This is a genomic window from Cellvibrio sp. PSBB006 (genome assembly GCF_002162135.1).
Taxonomy (GTDB): Bacteria; Pseudomonadota; Gammaproteobacteria; order Pseudomonadales; family Cellvibrionaceae; genus Cellvibrio.
In genome coordinates this window covers 3,861,848-3,883,031 of sequence record NZ_CP021382.1, presented here as the reverse complement: position 1 = coordinate 3,883,031, position 21,184 = coordinate 3,861,848, and the positions used below count along the sequence as shown (strand labels likewise).

At 50.9% G+C, this 21,184-nt stretch carries 13 protein-coding genes; 9 read left to right on the top strand and 4 right to left on the bottom strand.

Going from position 1 to position 21,184, the window contains the following annotated elements; genetic code table 11:
* Position 1 precedes the first annotated feature (1 nt).
* Entirely contained in the window at positions 2 to 2,365 is a 2,364-nt protein-coding gene (locus tag CBR65_RS16195) for a glycoside hydrolase family 2 TIM barrel-domain containing protein (RefSeq protein ID WP_087467816.1), read from the top strand.
* A gap of 149 nt (positions 2,366 to 2,514) precedes the next feature.
* Here the strand turns inward: CBR65_RS16195 and CBR65_RS16190 are convergent, their stop codons facing one another.
* The gene (locus CBR65_RS16190; RefSeq protein ID WP_157672112.1) at positions 2,515 to 3,945 is read right to left on the bottom strand and encodes a glycosyl hydrolase 53 family protein; all 1,431 of its coding nucleotides are present in this window, start codon (positions 3,943 to 3,945) and stop codon (positions 2,515 to 2,517) included.
* A 244-nt stretch (positions 3,946 to 4,189) separates the two neighbouring features.
* Positions 4,190 to 4,531, bottom strand: coding sequence for a DUF805 domain-containing protein (locus CBR65_RS16185; RefSeq protein ID WP_087467815.1), 342 nt, complete (start codon positions 4,529 to 4,531; stop codon positions 4,190 to 4,192).
* Between the two features lie 334 nt (positions 4,532 to 4,865).
* On the opposite strand from CBR65_RS16185, the gene CBR65_RS16180 reads away from it, so the two are divergent.
* Positions 4,866 to 5,648: a sulfite exporter TauE/SafE family protein gene (locus tag CBR65_RS16180; RefSeq protein ID WP_087467814.1), complete on the top strand. Its 783-nt coding sequence runs from the start codon at positions 4,866 to 4,868 to the stop codon at positions 5,646 to 5,648.
* Positions 5,649 to 5,650: 2 nt separating this feature from the next.
* On the opposite strand, the gene CBR65_RS16175 is transcribed toward CBR65_RS16180, so the two are convergent.
* Complete coding sequence (locus CBR65_RS16175) at positions 5,651 to 7,423, bottom strand: GspE/PulE family protein (protein WP_087467813.1); 1,773 nt, start codon at positions 7,421 to 7,423, stop codon at positions 5,651 to 5,653.
* A gap of 275 nt (positions 7,424 to 7,698) precedes the next feature.
* Between CBR65_RS16175 and CBR65_RS16170 the strand changes: the two genes are divergently transcribed.
* The 4 genes from CBR65_RS16170 to CBR65_RS16150 all read left to right on the top strand — a co-directional run bounded on the left by CBR65_RS16170 (position 7,699) and on the right by CBR65_RS16150 (position 14,888).
* Positions 7,699 to 8,379: a TIGR00153 family protein gene (locus tag CBR65_RS16170; RefSeq protein WP_087467812.1), complete on the top strand. Its 681-nt coding sequence runs from the start codon at positions 7,699 to 7,701 to the stop codon at positions 8,377 to 8,379.
* Positions 8,380 to 8,411: 32 nt separating this feature from the next.
* Positions 8,412 to 9,686 carry an inorganic phosphate transporter gene (locus tag CBR65_RS16165; protein WP_087467811.1) on the top strand — a complete coding sequence of 425 codons (1,275 nt, stop codon included), beginning with the start codon at positions 8,412 to 8,414 and terminating at the stop codon, positions 9,684 to 9,686.
* A 482-nt stretch (positions 9,687 to 10,168) separates the two neighbouring features.
* Positions 10,169 to 13,228: a TonB-dependent receptor gene (locus CBR65_RS16155; protein WP_087467809.1), complete on the top strand. Its 3,060-nt coding sequence runs from the start codon at positions 10,169 to 10,171 to the stop codon at positions 13,226 to 13,228.
* 148 nt (positions 13,229 to 13,376) lie between these two features.
* Positions 13,377 to 14,888 carry a tryptophan halogenase family protein gene (locus CBR65_RS16150; RefSeq protein ID WP_087469118.1) on the top strand — a complete coding sequence of 504 codons (1,512 nt, stop codon included), beginning with the start codon at positions 13,377 to 13,379 and terminating at the stop codon, positions 14,886 to 14,888.
* 1 nt (position 14,889) lies between these two features.
* Here CBR65_RS16150 and CBR65_RS16145 read toward each other — a convergent pair whose 3' ends face one another.
* A complete protein-coding gene (locus CBR65_RS16145) occupies positions 14,890 to 16,392 on the bottom strand; it encodes a tryptophan halogenase family protein (protein ID WP_232461226.1) in 1,503 nt (500 codons plus the stop codon).
* Positions 16,393 to 16,568: 176 nt separating this feature from the next.
* Between CBR65_RS16145 and argE the strand changes: the two genes are divergently transcribed.
* From argE to ilvD, 3 genes are all read left to right on the top strand, one after another.
* On the top strand, positions 16,569 to 17,720 hold the full coding sequence (argE, locus tag CBR65_RS16140; protein ID WP_087467807.1) for an acetylornithine deacetylase: 1,152 nt from the start codon (positions 16,569 to 16,571) through the stop codon (positions 17,718 to 17,720).
* A gap of 80 nt (positions 17,721 to 17,800) precedes the next feature.
* Positions 17,801 to 19,117: an amino-acid N-acetyltransferase gene (argA, locus tag CBR65_RS16135; protein ID WP_087467806.1), complete on the top strand. Its 1,317-nt coding sequence runs from the start codon at positions 17,801 to 17,803 to the stop codon at positions 19,115 to 19,117.
* A gap of 123 nt (positions 19,118 to 19,240) precedes the next feature.
* Positions 19,241 to 21,088 carry a dihydroxy-acid dehydratase gene (gene ilvD / locus CBR65_RS16130; protein ID WP_087467805.1) on the top strand — a complete coding sequence of 616 codons (1,848 nt, stop codon included), beginning with the start codon at positions 19,241 to 19,243 and terminating at the stop codon, positions 21,086 to 21,088.
* Positions 21,089 to 21,184 lie beyond the last annotated feature (96 nt).

Genomic DNA, 21,184 nt, shown 5'->3' with positions numbered 1-21,184 from the left:
TATGCTTGGAAAATCTCTCTGTATTGCCGCACTCATCGGCAGCAGCTGGCTTCTCGCTGCCTGCACACCGACTTCGCAAAGCACACCAGACACACGCAGCGCCGCGAGTGAACAACGATACAACCAGGACTGGCAGTTTCTGCGTAGCGATGATTCACTCAGCCTGACGCAAGTGCAAGGGCGTACCGACTGGCAGGAGGTAACGCTGCCGCATACATCCAGGATCGAACCGCTGATTGTGAACGATCAATTTCAGGGTGATGCCTGGTATCGAAAAATGATTGACGGTAATTCCATCGATGATCAAAGGCCGGTGTGGTTACGTTTTGAAGCGGCCATGAATGTGGCAGAGGTTTGGCTTAACGGTGAAAAACTGACAATGCATGTGGGTGGTTATTTACCTTTTACAGCAGAACTCACGGGCAAGTTAACGCGCGATCAAAACGAATTACTGGTGCGCCTTGATAATCGTGACAACCCCATCACCGGCCCCAAACCCTTGGCTACGCTCGACTTCAACACCTATGGCGGCTTGTATCGCGATGTGTATCTCGTGACCAAAGATGACCTCTACATCACCGATCCTATCGCCGCCGACAAACAGGCCAGTGGCGGCATATTTGTCACCTACCCGAAGGTATCGCCAACCGAGGCGCACATAGCGATTCAAACGCATGTGCGTAATGCCGGTAGCGCTGGAAAAACGTTTCAAATAAAACAGGTTTTGCTCGATGGGAAAAGAATTGTTACTCAGACGGAGAGCAAAAATCTCACTGTTCCAGCCAATAATGATCAGGAATCACGGCTGCAGTTAACCCTTACCAACCCAAATTTGTGGTCGCCCAAACAGCCACATCTCTACACCTTGGTGACGCAAGTGTTCGATGGCCAGGAAATGGTAGATGAGCAACATACCCGTATCGGCATCCGCGAATTTCGTTTTACCGATGATGGCAGTTTGTTGATTAACGGCGAAAAAACGTTTCTGCGCGGCATAAATCGCCATCAGGAATATCCCTACGTCGGTTACGCCACATCCGCAGCAGCTGACTATCGCGATGCCGTTAAAATAAAATCTGCCGGCTTTGATTATGTGCGCCTGTCTCACTACCCACATTCCCGCGCATTTATGGCTGCTGCGGATGAATTGGGCCTGGTTTTAATCGATGCTATTTTAGGCTGGCAATATTTTTCCGAAGACCCGGCATTCCAGACACAAATACAACAAACTTGTCGCGACCTGATCCGCCGCGATCGCAACCATCCCTCCGTGCTCGCGTGGGAATGTTCGCTGAATGAATCCTGGATGAGCGAATCCTTTATTGATTCATTACAAAAAATTGTGCACGAAGAATATCCCGGCAACACCACCTACTCGGCGGGCTGGCAGGAATACGGCTACGACATTTATCTGCAAGCGCGCCAACACCGCCTGGAACATTACAAAACACCCACCAAACCTTACGTCGTTTCCGAGTACGGCGATTGGGAATACTACGCCATGAATGCCGGTTTGAATCAGGACGCCTGGGGCGATTTATTGCAAGCTGATCGATCCAGCCGACAATTACTAGGCGATGGCGAAAAACGCTTACTGCAACAAGCCACCAATATTCAGGAAGCGCATAACGATAACCTTACTACCCCCGCCTTTGCCGACGGTTATTGGGTCATGTTCGACTACAACCGCGGCTACGCCGATGACCTGGAAGCTTCAGGCATCATGAGCATTCATCGCCGCCCCAAATACAGCTATTACTTCTTCCAAAGCCAACGCGACCCGCAGGACATTTCTGACCACTATGAATCCGGCCCGATGGTGCACATCGCCAGCCGCTGGCAAGCCGACTCGCCGCTGGATCTACGCGTCTTCAGCAATGCAGAAGAAGTCGAACTAGTGCTCAACGGCAAAAGCCTCGGCAAACAAACACCGGACAAAAACGCCAACACCAAATATTTAAAGCATCCACCCTTTACGTTCGATCTGAAAAAATTTGAAGCGGGCGAGCTGTCTGCAAAGGCCTTTATCAATGGAAAGCTTGTAGCAGAACACAAAGTCGTAACGCCGGGAAAAACCACCCAAATTACTTTGGATCTCGACACCCGCGGCAAAGCTCCGCAAGCTGGCGTGAAGGATCTGGTTTTTGTTTACGCACAATTGTTGGACGAAAAAGGCAACCCGACTTATGACAATGATGTTGAAGTGACCTTCAGTACTCAAGGCGATATTAGGTTGGTTAGTTCGGATAAAATAAAAACAGAGGCAGGTGTTGCCAGTGCGTTGATTGAAATTGGAGATGATTTGGAAGACGCCAGTGTTAGTGCCGTCGCTGGAAACGCTGAATTTAAATTTCGTATTCGTTAATAAATTTTTTACTACAGTGTGAGCTTTTCATGAGGGACATTGTTTTGAAACCCTCAAGTCAGGGACGACTTGAGGGAGCTACAGGGAAGTATTCATGCGTTTTCGAAATACTCCCACTCATGCCAAACGGACTACGAAGCAATAATTTTTCAATACTCAACCCACTGCTGATTCATTCCAGAACCACAAGCGTACTGAATCAAAATCGCCTCATTCGCCATACTCGCCCCATTCACATCCACACACTTACCACTATAGCGATTCTTCAACCGAAAATAACCACCACCCATATCCTCCTTCAACCACTGCTGACGATTTCCGCTGCTGCAACTCGCCTGCACAATTCGCACACTGTTAGCCGTACTTTGGCTCGCGATATCCATACACTGCCCACTATGACCAGCCTTCAAGCGCATGTAATTACCGGATACATTTTCCATCGTCCACTGCTGATTCGGATTGGAATGGCAAGTGTATTGAATTAAGCCCGTGCCACTCGTCTGGTTCGCGCCGGGGACGTCGATACATTTGCTACTGCGACGGGATTGCAAACGTGCACTACCACTGGCGCCGCCGTCAGGATCAAGAAATGCATCGAGTGCCGCTGTCGGTCTGCCATTGTTATCAAAGGCGCCGAGCGTGTAGCCTTTCCAGCCACCATAGGCTTGCGGTTCCCAATAGAAAATGCCCAAGCCCATACCGTTATTTACCGACCGCACCTTATTCACCACATCGGCCACAATGGCTTTGGCTTCCGCGTGGTCCCAAGGCACGCCAACTTCCGTAATCATCACCGGCGCGCCGTAGCGCGACACCATGTCGTTGAGATTATTCAGGCAGGCGGTGTTGGCGGATTGCCAGGTGTGATTGGGGGCATGGACGGGATAGGAAGAGGCGCCGATGATATCGAACTTGCCACCATTCGCACTCAGGCCATCAAAGATCCAGCGGAAGTTGGCGTTGTCGTGACAGTTCGCGAGGTGAACAATAACGGGCGTATTGGGGAAAACATCTTTCACCGCGTTATAACCGGTCGCGGTGAGCCAGGCATAGTTGCGCATATTGCTTGACGCCTGGCCGTCCGGCCACAGCATACCGTTGTTGGTTTCGTTGCCCACTTGCACCCAATCCGGCGTGATACCGGCGTCGCGCAGAGTGATCAGACTGTTGCGGGTGTACGCCCAGAGCGTGTCCATCAGCGATTGAAAGTCGAGATTGACCCAGGCCGCCGGTTTGGTTTGTTGACCGGGGTCGGCCCAGCTATCGCTGTAGTGAAAATCGATCATGACCTTCATGCCCGCCGCTTTGGCACGGTTGGCTTTGGCAATTACGTCATCCAGGCCGTTGTAATAGCCACCGGGCGGATTCACCCACACGCGCAAGCGCACCGCGCTCATATCGTGTTGCTTGAGAGTTTGCAAAACATCCTGTTGGACGCCGGCATCGTTATAAAACTGATAGCCGTTATCTTCCATCTCCGAAAGCCAACCGATGTCGGCACCCTTGATGATGGTGTCACCTAACGAAAATTGACTGAATAAATATATGCCGGCCGCCGCCAGCAGGGAGGATAGTTTCATGATTGGTCACCGTTATTGTTATTGAACAAAGACTCTCACGCCGGCCTTTACAGCGCCGGCAACTGCATCGCCAAGGCTACACCTTTATATTAATATTTATATGATATATTTAACAAAACGAGCGATTTGACGCGCGCGAATCAGATGCGATGGAAATCAGGGGAGCCAATAGATAGTTTGAATAGAAATAAAAAAGCCGGCTGGATGAGCCGGCTTTTTACGTGGTATGAGTGCGCTCTTGGCGTTATACGGCTTTGGGGTTGGGACCGTACTCATTATCCGGGTGGCTGTCCTGCACCAGGAACACGATCATGATGATCAGACCAATCAGCGGAATTAAATACAGTAACTGCCACCATCCGCTGCGCCCGGTGTCGTGCAAGCGCCGCGCACCAATGGCCAATGACGGAATAAGTGAACCTAATGAGAAGAGCAAGCCCAACAGCTGGAAACCGATAATGCTATCAACAATACCCAGCACGATGGAGGCGATGAAATAAAAGAGCACAAACATCCAAAATTCTTTGCGCCGCGCACGGCCGGTGAAATCTGCGTACTTTTTATAGGCACCTAAAAAATATTCCATGGTAATTCCTCTTGATTGTTGTAGGGATGGGTAACGCAATGAAACCTTTTATTATGTCGGTACATCCTTTGTTGCCCGCACTTATCATGCCCGGGGATTGTGTTTACCGCCACTGGAAATTTTTATTATCGCCGTGAGATAAATGTCAGCAAACGAAGGAACGCGTTAAACGTGACTATAGTGAGGATTGGAAAAAGCGCAAGTGCACCCCATAGCATAAACTCTTCGCTGTATTCCATTTGCTTCTAGCAAGCTAACTATTTTCTATTTTGATTATTCCGGCCTTGCTGATAGCCTGCTCCACTTGTTCGTCGCCCTCCTGTGCAAGGTTTCTATGGATTTCCAATACGCTTTTATTATCGCCGGCCTGATAGTGGGCTTTATCGTTGGCTTGACCGGTGTCGGTGGCGGTTCATTGATGACGCCAATCCTTTTACATTTCGGTATCACCCCCACAGCTGCTGTGGGGACCGACTTGCTTTACGCCGCCATCACCAAAGCGGGCGGTGTTCATGTGCACCACAAAAAACGCAATATCGATTGGCGGCTGACCGGATGGCTCGCCTTGGGCAGTGTGCCCGCCGCATTAATTACACTGGGCGTCTTGCGCTATGGTGGCTTTGATACCAGCAGTGTGGACGCCTTCATCAAAGTCACACTGGGTTATGCGCTGGTGCTGACTGCACTGGCTATCGTGTTCAAGCAGAAGCTGCTGGATTACAGTCACCGCAATGATGTATGGCTAACGCGTATGAATCCTCGCCAGCAAATCATCGCCACGGTAGCAACGGGGCTGTTGTTGGGAGCGGTGGTGACAGTTACGTCCATCGGCGCCGGCGCGCTGGGCACTGTTGCATTGTTCCTGTTATATCCGCTGTTGCCGACGGTACGGCTGGTAGGTACGGAGATTGCGCACGCCGTGCCGTTAACACTGGTGGCAGGGCTCGGCCATGCGGGCCTCGGTAATGTGGATTGGCACTTGCTGATCAACCTGCTGATCGGCTCTCTGCCCGGTATTTATCTCGGCAGCCATCTTGCCAATCGCGTCGCCGACCATTACCTGCGCCCCGCGCTGGCGGCTATGTTGCTGTTTGTGGGTGTGAAGCTGGTCTTTTAATCTCAGGCCTTTTCCGGCGGTGGCGCTACACGCATGACCTCTTCAACGGTCGTTAATCCCGCTGCTACTTTTTGCGCACCGGACAATCGCAAGGTGCGCATACCCTCCTTCATCGCCTGCCGCCGCAACTCCTGCAAATTGCAATCACTGGTAATTTTTTCCTTGATGGATTCCGACAACGGCAGAATTTCATACAACCCCTGCCGCCCCAGATAGCCGGTATCGCGACATTCCAGGCATCCCACCGGACGATAAATTTTCGGCGGCACATTCACCTTCCAGGGTGCCACCAACTGCTGCCAATCATCTGCCGTAATCTGACCCTCTTCCTTGCAATGCGGACACAGGGTACGCACGAGGCGCTGGGCCATAACACCCAGCAATGTTGCGTTGATTAAATAGGAGGGAATGCCCAGGTCCAATAGCCGCGCTACGGTAGAAGGGGCGTCGTTAGTGTGTACTGTGGAGAGTACAAGGTGGCCGGTCAGGGCGGCCTGCACTGCCATCTGCGCCGTTTCCAGATCGCGGATTTCGCCCACCATGATAATGTCCGGGTCCTGCCGCATCAGGCTGCGGATACCGGCGGCAAAGTCGAGGCCGATCTTGTGGTGGACCTGGGTCTGGTTGAAGGACTCTTCCACCATCTCGATAGGGTCTTCAATTGTGCTGACATTCACTTCCGGCGTGGCAATCTGGCGCAAGGACGAATAGAGCGTGGTGGTCTTACCGGAACCCGTGGGGCCGGTCACCAGTACAATGCCGTTGGGACGATCGAGCATGGCCCGCCAGCGATTGTAGTCTTCACCCACCAGGCCGAGGTCGGTGAAGCTGCGCAGCAGCACGTCCGGGTCGAAGATCCGCATGACCAGTTTTTCACCAAAGGCTGTGGGTAGCGTGGACATCCGCAACTCCACTTCGCTTTCATCGGTGCGGCGCGTTTTGATGCGGCCATCTTGCGGCTTGCGCTTCTCGGCAATATTCATCCGCGCCAATACCTTAAAGCGACTGGTTACCGCTGTGGCCACATTAATCGGCAACTCGTAGACATTGTGCAGCACGCCGTCGATACGAAACCGGATGCGCCCCACTTCGCGGCGCGGTTCGATATGGATATCACTGGCCCGCTGGTCGTAGGCGTATTGCAGCAACCAGTCCACGATCTTCACAATGTGCTGGTCATTGGCATCCGGGTCGGTCGCTGTACCCAAATCTACCAGTTGTTCAAAGTTAGTGACGGCCGACGCCGTCGGGCCGCCGCTAGCGCGGTTAACTGACCGGGCCAGGGTATAAAACTCTACCGTATGACGCTCGATATCCACGGGATTAGCCAGAACGCGCTTTACCGTTTTGCGTGCGACATGCTCAATTTGCGGCTCCCAACCGGTAATAAACGGCTGGGTGCAAGCGATGATGACGTGATCCTGGGTAACCTGAACACACAGAATGCCGTGACGTTTGGCAAAGGCGTAGGACATGACCTCGGTCACCTTGGGCACATCAATCTTGAGCGGATCTATGTGCACGACCGGCATCTTCGCTTTTTCGGCCAACCAATCTGTCAAGGCATCGCCATTGAGGGTTTTGGTCGGGCGCGTGAGATCATCAAAATTCTGGCTGGCAATGTAGCCGAGGGGGTGCATCATGGCCTGTTCGCGGGAGCGGGTGGCACCCAACAGCATATTGGCATCTGTCTGCTTCAGGCGGCCATCCGCCACCAGGTCTGTGACCAGGCGGCGCAAATCAAGCACACCTTCAAAAACCGCAGCATGGTTCATGGGGAGGCAATTCCTGTATTAAGGGCGTAATGTCAACGAGTCTGCACGGAGCATGGATTTATTTAATGAATTCCTGCTCTGTGGATTGTAGCTGCTCTTGTTCGGGGGAAACACCGCCCATCCCGGCTTTAGCAGACTCGGGCACAAAAAACAGCCAGCGACCGTCATAAATTTGTAAAAATCCTGCGTGACCTGGCCAGCCGATGTTTTTATACTGCGCACACATTTTTACGGGTGCACCGCTTTAAGGCGCTTATTTCAAGGGGACTACCGATATGCCCATTGCTAATCCGTTTTCCAACCTCTTTGGCCGTTCGCCGATCAAACCCATGCAAGAGCATATGGCTGTTGCGGTAAAGGCCGCCGCGGAGTTGATTCACTTCTTCGAAGCGGTGATAGCCAACGATTGGGCCAAAGCCGAGGAGGTGCAAAAACGCATCACCGAGTTTGAACACCAGGCCGATGACATAAAACAGCAACTGCGCCTGCACCTCCCCAAAAGTCTCTTCCTTCCCGTTCCCCGTACCGACCTGCTTGAACTGCTCACCATGCAAGACCGCATCGCCAACCGCGCCAAGGATATTGCGGGCATCATGCTCGGCCGCAAGATGACTATCCCGGCCAACATGCACACGCAAACCCTGGAGTTTGTGCAATCCGGTGTGCGCACCGCAGAGCAAGCATTGACCGCGATCAACGAGCTGGATGAATTGCTGGAAACCGGCTTCAGCGGCCGGGAGCTGGCGGTTGTAGAAAGGATGATTCAGGAGCTGGACAAGCTCGAAGAAAAAGCGGACGAACTGGAAATCTCCATGCGCTCATCGCTCTTTCGCCTGGAAGCTGAATTGCCGCCTATCGATGTGATGTTCCTCTACAGCGTGATCGACTGGATTGGCGACCTCTCTAACCGCGCCCACGATGTCGGTGGCCGTTTACAACTGCTGTTGGCGCGCTAGCCGTCGATTTTCATCTCTGAGGAATACACATCATGACCGTGATTGCTGAATACGGCCACATCTTGCTTATTCTTGCCTGCATCTTCGGCGTCTTCATGGCTTGGGGCATCGGGGCCAATGATGTAGCCAACGCCATGGGTACGTCCGTCGGCTCCCGCGCCCTGACCATGCGTCAGGCGATCGTGATCGCCATGATCTTCGAGTTCCTGGGCGCCTATCTCGCAGGCGGCGAAGTCACCGCCACTATCCGTAGCGGTATTGTCGACCCCGCACTGATGAGCGCCACCCCGGAGTTACTGGTGTATGGCATGTTGTCCGCACTGCTGGCTGCCGGTGTCTGGTTATTAATTGCCAGTATTCTCGGCTGGCCGGTTTCTACTACCCACTCCATCGTGGGCGCGATCATCGGCTTCGCAGCGGTAGGCATTTCTGTTGATGCAGTGGACTGGAGCTCCGTCACCTCCATTGTTTCCAGTTGGGTCGTCTCGCCGGTAGTGGCAGGATTTATTGCCTTCTGGATTTTCCGCTCTGTACAACACCTGATCCTTGATACCGAAGACCCCTTTGCCAATGCCAAGCGCTACATACCTTTCTACATGTTCGCTGTGGGCTTCCTGATTTCCATGGTGACCATTCTTAAGGGGTTGAAGCATGTCCTCAAGGATTACGGCATCAATTTCAGTTTTGGTGAGAGCACCCTGATCGCGGTAGGCATTGCTGTCCTGGTTACAATCATCGGGGTTTTCTTCCTCAGCCGCGTCAATCAGGATATGGCCGCCGATGCTAAAAATCGTTTCTCCAGCGTCGAGCGCGTGTTCGCTATCCTGATGATCTTTACGGCCTGCTCCATGGCTTTTGCCCACGGCTCCAACGACGTTGCCAATGCCGTCGGCCCCATGGCGGCAGTAATCAATACCATTAAATCCAACTCTGTAACCTCCAGCTCGCCGGTGGCGCCCTGGGTTTTGCTGCTAGGCGGTATTGGAATCGTCGTGGGCCTTGCCACCTATGGCTGGAAGGTCATCGCCACCATTGGCAAAAAGATCACCGAACTCACACCCAGCCGTGGTTTTGCGGCAGAAATGGCCGCCGCCGCTACTGTGGTCGTGGCGTCCGGTACCGGCCTGCCGGTATCCACGACCCATACTCTGGTCGGCGCAGTTCTGGGGGTTGGGCTGGCACGCGGTATCGGCGCGCTTAACCTCGGCGTCATCGGCAGCATCTTTATGTCCTGGATTATTACTCTGCCTGCCGGCGCCGGCCTGTCGATTTTGTTTTTCTTCTTTTTTAAAGGTCTTTTTTCTTAAGCTCTTCGTGAGCGCTGGCCTTCGGTCAGCGCTCTCAACTGATCGTCAGCAACTCCCATTTCAAGGCCTACCATTTCCCAGTTAATCCCCGCCTCAAAATGCAGCACAAAGCACAACATCGGTGCAAAAAAACAACGTTGTCAATGCATTTACAAACCTTTTCGCTTTTTACTTTTCAAATAAAAATTTATATATTTCAAATAGTTAAGAAAAATACCGCACAAAATATTAACTTTCTAATGATGATATGGCCGACAAAGCATGTCGGCATTATTGACAACGTTGTCCACCAGGTTTAAAAGTGCCAAGGGTGCCATTGTCCGCCCATCCCTGATCTTCATACATCGCGCTGATAGTTCAACCAGCCACGCCGGTTGATGGGGACAGCGCGATGGTGATTGGGGATGCCGGAGAGGCGATACACGAACCGTCTCGCACCTGACTCGACTTTAAAAACAATCAATATAAATGAGGAGACTCCTATGGAAGCTCAAAAAAGGGCGTTCCGGAAGACATTACTTGCGTCCAGTATTTCTTCCTGTTTGTTGGCATCCGTCTGCGTGCAAGCGCAGGATAATCTGGTGGAAGAAGTAGTTGTAACGGGCGTGTATGCGTCGCAACAAAATGCCGTTAATACCAAGCGAAATGCACCTTCCGTCGTCGATGCAATTTCCGCTGAAGACATTGGTAAGTTACCTGACGTGACTATCGCTGATTCACTGCAGCGAATTCCCGGCATTCAAGTAGAGCGGACCGCCGGTGAGGGTGGCCCGGTGCAGATCCGTGGTCTGAGTAATGTAGCGACCTCATTGAATGGCGAAACATTTTTGAGTGCGACGACGATCGACAGCTCTGGAGCCGATTTCGGGGATCTTCCATCGCAACTCTTCTCTGGGGCAGACGTTTATAAATCCCCTTTAGCTTCTTTAACAACCTTAGGGATCGCCGGCAGTATTGACCTAAAGACTCGCCGGCCTTTCGATCTTGACGAGGGCTGGACCTTCGCAGCCACTGCCGAGGGTGATTATGGTTCCATCAGCGAGGAAGTAGATCCTACGATTAGTGGCTTGGTCGGCTGGCAAAATGACACAATTGGATTTCTGATTAGTGCTGTCACCACCGAAAAAAACCTGGCTACCGACTACAACGGTTACTTCGATACATCTGAAAACGGTGGCATCGGCGCGACAAACAATAACCACACCTGGAGCACGCCAGCTATTGATGCCGATATCTATCATGTCGTGCCTCAAGGCTTTGCAGCCTTCCATAAGGAAGAAGAGCGTAATCGTGACGGCCTTAATTTATCCTTTCAGGCTCAACTAACCGACAGCGTTGAATTGGTTGCTGATTATTTCTACAGCAAACAGGAGCGTTACAATCGCCGGGCTGGTTTTTCTCACAACAATCGCTGGCAAACATTCGCCGATTACGCCTACGCAGAAGGTTTCGGTAGCAACAGTTTTGTTGATCAAGATGGCAATGACTGGAGAACCGTTAATTCCTTCAGTGCAAGACCGTATCGTTTGCAGTCGTTCTCTCAGGTTAATTTCAATGAAGAGGAATCCAGTAACGGCAGCATTGAGCTGAATTTTGCCAATGATGGCCCTCTGAGCGGACAAGTGCGTATCACGCGTGCCGATGCCACTGCCAGCATGCGCCATGGCTATGTTGAAGGCGACATGCTGAGTATTGATCAGGGCACATTGGTAACAGGGCCAGGCGGATTAATGCCAGGAGATTCAATTTATTGCGGTCCCGACCAAGAAGTTATCGGCGAGTTGGGCGGCTGTGCTGCTGATTTCTCACCTGGTGGTATCGAAGACGATGAATTCCGTATTACTTACGATGCATCCGGCAAACATCCAGTCTTCGGAGGCTTCGATCAGGTCGTTAATGGCGGTCAGGGAATGATGACTGTAGCTGAATATATGGCCAGCAAAGATTCATATCACATCGGAGCCATGTCATCAGAAAATAATACTGATGATGATGGAACAATGAATACCTTCAGTACAAAGTGGAAATATGAATTTGATGAAGCGCCATTCATTACCGCTGTTGATTTTGGCCTCCGCCAAAGTGAGCGCACTGTAGATCACAACGTTTTCTCATATTTTGCGAATTTCCCCGAAACTGGCTGCTCAGCACAATGGAAAGCAGTAGACCAATTTTCCGGCACCGCAGAATGCGATCCAGATTTGATTCAAGGCGAATACGAAGTTGATGAAAATGGAGATCGGGTTCTATATGACGTTGAAGATGAAGACGGTAATGTAACGGGTCAACGTGAAAACTTTCTGGGCTACACATTGTTACCACCAACTCGTATTGATGAGTGGAATAACGTGGTATGGGTTGATGATTTTGGTCCCGTTAAAGGTATCCCGGGTGTTTGGGTTGTTGATCCCCGCGAGCTCGACAACACCCTCGCATACCAGGAAAAAGTTTTTGGAGCACAAACTAAATTTAACCAGCCAGGCCAAAGCTATGGTGTGGCACTTGATGAATTTAGTTATTTCACACAAATCAATTTTGAAGCCGGAAATCTGACGGGTAACTTAGGCGTAAAAATTGTTGAAACCGACCTGACTATTATTCAAAACGTTACTGGCGATGCAGTACCTCACTCAGGTGTAAACTATGATGCTGGAGATGAAGTAACCCAGCGCAGCTATACAGATGTGTTGCCAAGTCTAAACCTTGCTTACGACGTTACGGATGACGTAAAAATCCGCTTCGGTTATGGAAAAACCATGCAGCCATTAAACCTTCTTGATTGGGGTGGTGCCAAATCGGTAGGTCGGGTTTTCAATGAAGATTGTAACTGCATGCGCGTCAGCAGCGGCTCCTTATCAGGCAACCCCGATCTCGATCCAACTCGTGCTGATAATATCGACCTGTCGGCTGAATGGTATGTGGGCAATGCATCTGCTCTGAGCGCGGCGATTTTCCATATTGATATTGAAAGTTTCGTACAAACTGGCACGATCTATCTGGATGAGCCGGATACCGACGGCATCAATCGTGGCCCCTGGCCATTTACGGCGCCAGTTCAAGGCACTGGTGGTAAGGTAGAAGGTGTCGAACTCGCCGCTAAAGTAGCTTTTAGTGATTTTGCCGATGGGTTTATTTCAAACTTCGGTTTTGATGTTAACTACACCTTCTCCGACAGTTCTCAGGATGCTGCGGGATTAGGAGGCGAGGAATTGCCTTTCGTTAACAACTCAGAAGATACATACAACGTAGTCGGCTGGTTCGAAAACGAATTTCTGTCTGCAAGACTGGCTTACAACTTCCGCTCACCACGCCTGATCACTGCCGGCAGCCCAGCAACAGGCATGCAAAGCCTTTATCAAGATGACTATGGCCAACTGGATATGAACGTTACCTGGACCGTAACCGATAATGTCGATCTTTATATAAATGGTTCCAACATTACCGAGGAATTCCAACAAACCTATCTGGAGTTTGAAGACCAAAAAGCTTTCCAAAACATCTATGAAGCACGATGGGCATTGGGAGCTCGCGTAAACTTCTAGTAACCTTGTAATAAATGAGTGCTTTTCAATAACCGCACTCTTTGATACAACAGGAACCGTCGTAGCTTGTGGAAAGACAACTGCGGCGGTTTTTGTTTTTTGAGATAACGATTAATAAGAATTGATCATTTTATTCAAAGGTTTTCCTGTGCAGAAAAAACCTGTAAGCAAAATCATTATTGTTGGTGGCGGCACTGCTGGTTGGATGACGGCTGCCAGCCTGAGCAAACACTTTCGTAAAACCTCGGTTGCCATCACATTGGTGGAGTCATCAGAGATAGGCACTGTGGGTGTCGGCGAAGCGACTATACCGACATTGCGGCGCTTTTACGCTGAGCTGGGCATGAAGGATCTTGATGTTATGCGAGCCACGCGCGCCACCTGCAAGCTCGGCATTCAGTTTCGCGACTGGCATAGCACGGGGAGCCAGTTTATCCATCCTTTTGGTCTTTACGGACAACGTGCCAACGGCGTGGATTTTCATCACTACTGGATGAAGTTGCGCGAACACGGCGAAGGCGCTGGTGAATTGCCGGAATATTCCTTGGGCGTACAGTTGGCGGAGCACCATAAATTTATCGAACCCTCACCTAACCCACCGTCTGAGTTATCGGTATTCGACTGGGCATTACATTTCGATGCATCACTGTTTGCCAAATTGATGCGTGAATATGCTGAGCAACAAGGTGTAAAGCGTATTGATGCACGCATCCATGAGGTGCGACAGGATTCTATTGATGGCTCTTTAGCATCGTTAATGCTGGAGAATGGTGATGAAGTTAACGGCGATTTATTTATAGACTGTTCCGGTTTTCGCGCGCTGCTGATCGAACAAACATTTAAAACCGGTTATGAAGACTGGAGCGAGTGGCTGTTATGCGACAGCGCCGTAGCCGTGCAAAGTGAGTTGGCAGGTGATCCGCCACCATACACCATAAGTCAGGCCCACGAAGCCGGATGGCAATGGCGAATTCCACTGCAGCATCGTCAGGGAAATGGTCATGTTTATTGCAGTCGTTATATGACTGAGGATGAGGCCATTGCGATTCTGAAGAAAAACATTGACGGTCATTTATTGCATGAGCCGCGTCGTTTCAGTTTTACTGCCGGCAGGCGCAAACAGGCATGGAATAAAAACTGTATTGCGGTTGGCTTAGCCAGTGGTTTTCTGGAACCGCTGGAATCCACCAGCATTGCCTTGGTAGAAACCGCCATCGAAAAAATTCGCCACAGTTTTCCGTACCCTTACTATACCCAGGCTGCAGTTGATGAATTTAATCATCTGACTGCCCAGGAGTATGAGCGTGTGAGAGATTTTATTATCCTGCATTATAAAGCCAATCAACGACACGGCGAGCCACTGTGGGATCAATGTCGCACAACCGCCGTCCCGGAACCATTGCAAAACAAAATTGATGCATTTGTTACCCGAGGCGAATTGATTCGTTACCCAATAGAAATATTTGGCCCGCCCAGTTGGCTCGCCATTTACCACGGATTTGGGATATTGCCACAGACTTACAACAGCCGTGTAGATCAACTGGACGAAAATTATCTTAAGCAAAGTCTGGCGGAGATGCGTAAATCGATTCAGCGCGCCGTGAATTCCGTGCCGACACATAAAGAGTTCATTGCGGCCAACTGCTCAGTTAACGCATAAATCATTCTGCTGCACAATGGCGGGCAATAAAATCGCCGTGGCGCATTGCCTGGTCGGCGGCGATTTGAATCATCTGCCGCATCTTGGCCAATTGATTTTTTAATTCATCCAGATTGATGTTATCCGCGCGCTCATCATAACGCTCGGCATATCGGTGAAAGCCCATGTACATGGTCACCCAGCTTTCTTTTTCGAAAGCTTCCGGGTCATACATCACCAGATGTCCGCGGCTTTCATAAACCTGCATCTTATGGGCGAGCGAATCCGGCACTGGCATTTCCTGGCAAAAGCGCCAAAATGCGGTATCGCTACGCGTCGTGGCTTTGTAATGAAGAATAAGAAAATCACGTATACGCTCGAATTCGTGATGATGCAGACGATTAACTTCTGCCATATCGTGCGCGTTGAAGCTGACATCCGGGAAGAATTGCAAAAGCTTGCTAATGCCGGTTTGAATCAATGAAATACTGGTAGATTCCAATGGCTCAAGAAAACCGGAAGCGAGCCCCAGTGCAAAACAATTTTTGTTCCAGATTTTTTTTCGTCGCCCAGTAACAAAATCAAACTGACGCGGCTGTTTTATCGGTTCGCCGTCAAGATGTGTCAGCAATGTCTGCCTGGCTTGCTCATCGCTAATAAAGCGGCTGGCATAAACATAACCATTACCTGTGCGATGTTGCAACGGAATTCGCCATTGCCAACCGGCTTCGTGGGCGGTGGTGCGCGTATAGGGTGTAGGCTCTCCGGTCAACTGACTTTGCACGGCGACGGCACGATCACAGGGCAACCAACAACGCCAATCGTCATAGCCCGTATGAAGCGCTTCTTCAATCAGTAATCCGCGAAACCCGGAGCAATCAATAAAAAGTTGCCCTGCGATTTCTGCATTATTGTCCATGATCACCGACTCAATAAATCCATCATCCGGATGTAACTTGACTGAGGCAATCTTGCCCTCTATACGCACGACACCACGTGCCATGGCGTAGTCTCGCAAATAAGAAGCATAAAGTGCTGCATCAAAGTGATACGCGTAACCATAATCGGCCAGCGGGGTGGGTGGCTTTTCGTGGGGCTGGGCAAAATGTCCTCGCCGGGCCAACTGAATAGGAAAGCTGTAATCTGCTATATCAACGGTTTCGCCTGCGGCACGCATGCGCGCAATGTAATGATGAAACTCCACACCATGTAGTGGCAAACCATAAGCCGCAAATGGATGAAAAAAAGTGGTGTTATTCTGATACCAGTTACGAAATTCAATACCCAATTTGAAGGTGGCGTTGGTCTTCCTGATAAAATCAATTTCATCAATACCCAATGAAAGATTAAACGCACGGATGCCTGGTATAGTTGCTTCGCCCACGCCCACGGTACCAATCTGCTCTGACTCAATCAAAACAATATGGGAAGGTTTTCCGTCAAAGAAACGTGCCAGACTCGCAGCGGCCATCCAACCCGCCGTGCCACCGCCCACAATAACAATCTTATTAACACGTTCGTTCAAGTCTGCTCTCCAACATGCATGACATTGCATCGAAGCATATCGTTAATGCCAAATTGCGTCCACCGACCGAACCTACTGGCGAAAGCGGATATTGATAGCCATGTGATTGTCTATCTGGAGTATGATAAGAACTCGCGCAAACCATGACATCCTCTACTATACAATGTTGATTAGTTATGACTTTTAATGCCAAACAATACCAACAGCAATTACAACAACTGGTCGCCATTCCATCGGTGAGTTGCGCTGTGCCCGAATGGGACATGCCAAACTTGCCGGTTATCGAACTGCTGGCGACCTGGCTGGATGAAATGGGATTGCGCACCCGAATTATGCCGTTGAAACAGCAGGGCAAAGCAAATTTAATTGCCACCCTCGGAGAGGGTGACGGTGGATTAGTTTTGGCCGGGCACAGCGATACCGTACCCTACGACACGCATCGCTGGCAGAGTGATCCATTTAAATTAACCGAGAAAGATGGCAAGCTTTTTGGCTTGGGCGCCACAGACATGAAAGGATTTTTCCCTGTTGTCATTGAAGCAATAAAACCATTCTTAAAAATGCCACTGAAACACCCCGTGATTATTCTTGCCACTGCCGATGAAGAGAGCAGTATGAGCGGCGCGCGCGCGCTGGCCGCAAGTGGCACACCCAAAGGGCGCTATGCTGTTATCGGCGAACCGACGGAATTGGTTCCGGTGCGCATGCATAAAGGCATCATGATGGAGGCAGTTCGCGTACAAGGTCGCAGCGGCCACTCTTCCAATCCGGCCCTGGGCAGGAGTGCACTTGATTGCATGAATCAGGTTATGAATGAATTGATAGCTTTGCGCGCTGAATTACAATCACGTTATCGCAATCCCGGTTTTGCTGTAGCTGTCCCGACTCTGAATCTGGGCTGCATACACGGTGGCGACGGCGCAAACCGCATTTGTGCTGAATGCGAATTACATTTTGATCTGCGGTTATTGCCCGGCATGGATAATGATGAAATGCGCAGCATTATTCAGCAACGATTGAGTCCTATCGCCCAGGCAACCGGCACGGATATTATTTTGTCTTCCCTGTTTGAAGGCGTGGATGCTTTTGCTGAAGATGAACATTCTGCGCTAATCCAAACCTGCGAAGCGCTCACGGGTAATCGCAGCGAAAGCGTGGCGTTTGCAACTGAAGCGCCGTTTATGCAACAGCTGGGTATGCAAACGGTGGTACTCGGACCTGGCTCGATCAATCAGGCACACCAGCCGGATGAATTTATTGACACACGGCAAATTGAACCGGCAACCGCTATTATTCGTGGCTTGATACAGAAATTTTGCCTTGAATAGACCGAGTACTGCTGCCGTCTTCTGTTTGTCGAGGTTTACCGCTAAGCTTGCATTACTTTGTTATTGGAAGAGAAAAGATCGTGCCGACTAATACTCAGGATTACGTCAAATGGTTTCGCCACTCCTCGCCTTACATCAATAAGCATCGGGGAAAAACCTTTGTATTGATGCTCCCCGGCGAAGCCCTCAAGCATGACAATTTCAGTAACATCATCCACGATATTGCCCTGCTTAATAGCCTCGGCGTGCGTCTCGTGGTGGTGCATGGCGCACGGCCACAAATAGACACGCGCTTGCAATCGGCCGGCACCCAAAGCCAGTTCCATCACAACTTGCGTATCACTGATGGGGCAAGCTTGAACTGTGTTATTCAGGCCATTGGAGAAGCCCGGATCACGATGGAAGCGATGCTGTCCACGGGACTCCCCAATTCCCCCATGCATGGCGCGCACATGCAGGTATTAAGCGGCAATTTTGCCGTTGCCATGCCTCACGGGGTGATTGACGGTGTTGACCTGCAGCATACAGGCAAGGTGCGCAAGGTGAATACCAAGCCCCTGCAGACAGCCCTTGATTCCGGCGCTATTGCATTGCTATCGCCCCTGGGCTATTCGCCCACAGGCGAAGTATTTAACCTGTCCTTCAGCGATGTAGCGACCCATGTCGCCACCGCAATCAAGGCCGACAAATTGATTGCCTTCATCGACGGAGACGGTGTCATCAACAGCGAGGGTGAGCTTGTACGGCAGCTATCCTTGCAGGAGTGCAAAGAATTTCTGGAGGCGGAAAGCCAAACGATTCATCCCGATCTGCGTCAGGCACTCAGCGCTTGTTACCTGACTTGCTTGCAGGGCGTAGCGCGCGCGCAATTAGTCAGTTATGCCACTGACGGCGCATTATTGACTGAGCTCTTCACCCGGGATGGCTTGGGGACCATGGTGTATTCCGGTCAATATGAACAGCTGCGTACGGCGACTATCGACGATGTAGGTGGCATCATCGAACTGATTACCCCTATGGAAAATGACGGCATTCTGGTCCGGCGGTCCCGCGAAGTCCTGGAGACGGAGATCAACAAATTCAGTGTCATGGAGAAGGACGGCACCATCATCGCCTGCGCGGCACTCTATCCTTATGGCGATATGGCAGAACTCGCCTGCGTAGCGACGCATCCTGATTATCGCAAGGGTGGACGTGCCGCCATTCTGATGGAGCACATGGAGAAGCAAGCTCGCAAACAACACATCAAGCAACTCTTTTTGCTGACGACCCAGACTGCTCACTGGTTTATCGAACAGGGCTTTGCACAAGGTAACCTTAGTGATTTACCCATGGCCCGCCAGAGTTTGTATAACTATCAGCGCAACTCCAAAATCTTTGTAAAGAATCTGCTTTAACCAAGCAACGCCCACCTTGGAAGCACCACGCCAGCTTCATGCCTGGCAGGCCATCGGCGGGCTTTTCTGCTATGATTGGCCACTTTTTACTACTCTGAAAAATTGCTTCTACCGAGGTTGGCTATGCCTGTTTATCGCTCCAAGACCACTACCGCCGGCCGCAATATGGCTGGTGCCCGCGCGCTATGGCGTGCAACCGGCATGAAAGACGGCGACTTTGATAAGCCTATTATTGCCATTGCCAACTCATTTACCCAATTTGTACCCGGCCACGTGCACCTCAAAGATCTGGGCCAGCTGGTTGCGCGCGAAGTGGAAAAAGCGGGCGGGGTAGCCAAAGAATTTAATACCATTGCGGTGGATGATGGGATTGCGATGGGCCACGATGGAATGCTTTACAGCTTGCCTTCTCGCGACATCATCGCTGACTCAGTGGAATACATGGTTAATGCCCACTGTGCCGACGCGCTGGTTTGTATCTCAAACTGCGACAAGATTACCCCCGGCATGTTGATGGCGGCTATGCGCCTGAATATCCCCGTAGTTTTTGTATCTGGTGGCCCCATGGAAGCGGGGAAAACCAAGCTCGCTGACCATAAGCTGGATCTGGTCGATGCCATCATCATCGGCACCGATGACAGCGCCTCGGACGAAAAAGTCGATGCTTACGAACGCTCCGCTTGCCCTACCTGCGGCTCTTGTTCGGGGATGTTTACCGCCAACTCTATGAATTGCCTTACCGAGGCGCTGGGTCTTTCCTTGCCCGGCAATGGTTCGGTGCTGGCCACTCACTCGGACCGCGAAAGGCTTTTTCTTGAAGCGGGTCGCCGGATTGTTGAGATCACCAAACGTTATTACGAGCAGGATGATGAAAGTGTACTGCCTCGCTCTATTGCCAGTTTTGCGGCTTTTGAAAATGCGATGGCTCTGGATATCGCCATGGGCGGCTCGACCAATACCATCCTGCATTTATTAGCTGCGGCTCAGGAAGGCGACGTGCCCTTCACCATGACGGACATTGATCGCCTGTCTCGCAAGATTCCCCAACTTTGTAAGGTCGCACCGAACACCCCAAAATATCACATGGAAGACGTTCACCGTGCGGGCGGTGTCTTTGGCATCCTGGCAGAACTGAATCGCGCAGGGCTGTTGCACAACCAGGAACCCACGGTACACAGCAAGACAATGCAAGAAGCATTGGATCAATGGGACATCATGGTAACGGAGTCCAGTGACGTTAAGAATTTTTATAAAGCGGGTCCCGCAGGTATTCCTACCCAGGTCGCCTTCAGCCAGTCAACACGCTGGCCAACACTTGATATAGACCGGCAGGAAGGATGCATTCGCTCAATGGAAAATGCCTATACCAAAGAAGGCGGATTGGCGGTACTGCGTGGAAATATCGCCATTGATGGTTGTGTGGTGAAAACCTCAGGCGTCGATGAGAGCTGCTGGGTTTTTGAGGGCCCCGCTCATGTGATCGAAAGCCAGGACCAGGCTGTTGAGCACATTCTCAGCGGAAAAGTGAAAGCAGGGGACGTCGTAGTTATCCGCTATGAAGGGCCTCGTGGCGGGCCAGGTATGCAGGAAATGTTATATCCCACCAGTTACCTTAAATCCAAAGGTCTAGGCAAATCATGCGCTCTGTTAACCGATGGACGTTTTTCCGGTGGCACCTCAGGCCTTTCTATCGGCCATGTATCTCCGGAAGCAGCAGGCGGGGGCAATATTGCCTTGATTCAGAATGGTGACATTATTCGAATCGACATCCCCAATCGCAGCATCGACGTCATCCTGAGTGATGAAGAGCTAACTCGGCGGCGCCAGGAAATGGAATCCAAAGGACCACAAGCATGGAAACCAACTGAAATCAGACCGCGCAAAGTCAGCGCATCACTCAAAGCCTACGCCATGTTAGCGACCAGCGCCGACAAAGGTGCGGTCAGAGATTTAACATTATTGGATAACTGAGTTTTTGGTCCGTCGTCCTGCTTCGGCAAAACGGCGGACAGTTAACATTACTCAATCATTTTGATCTCGCACTCCAATAAAAAAGCCAGCAGATGC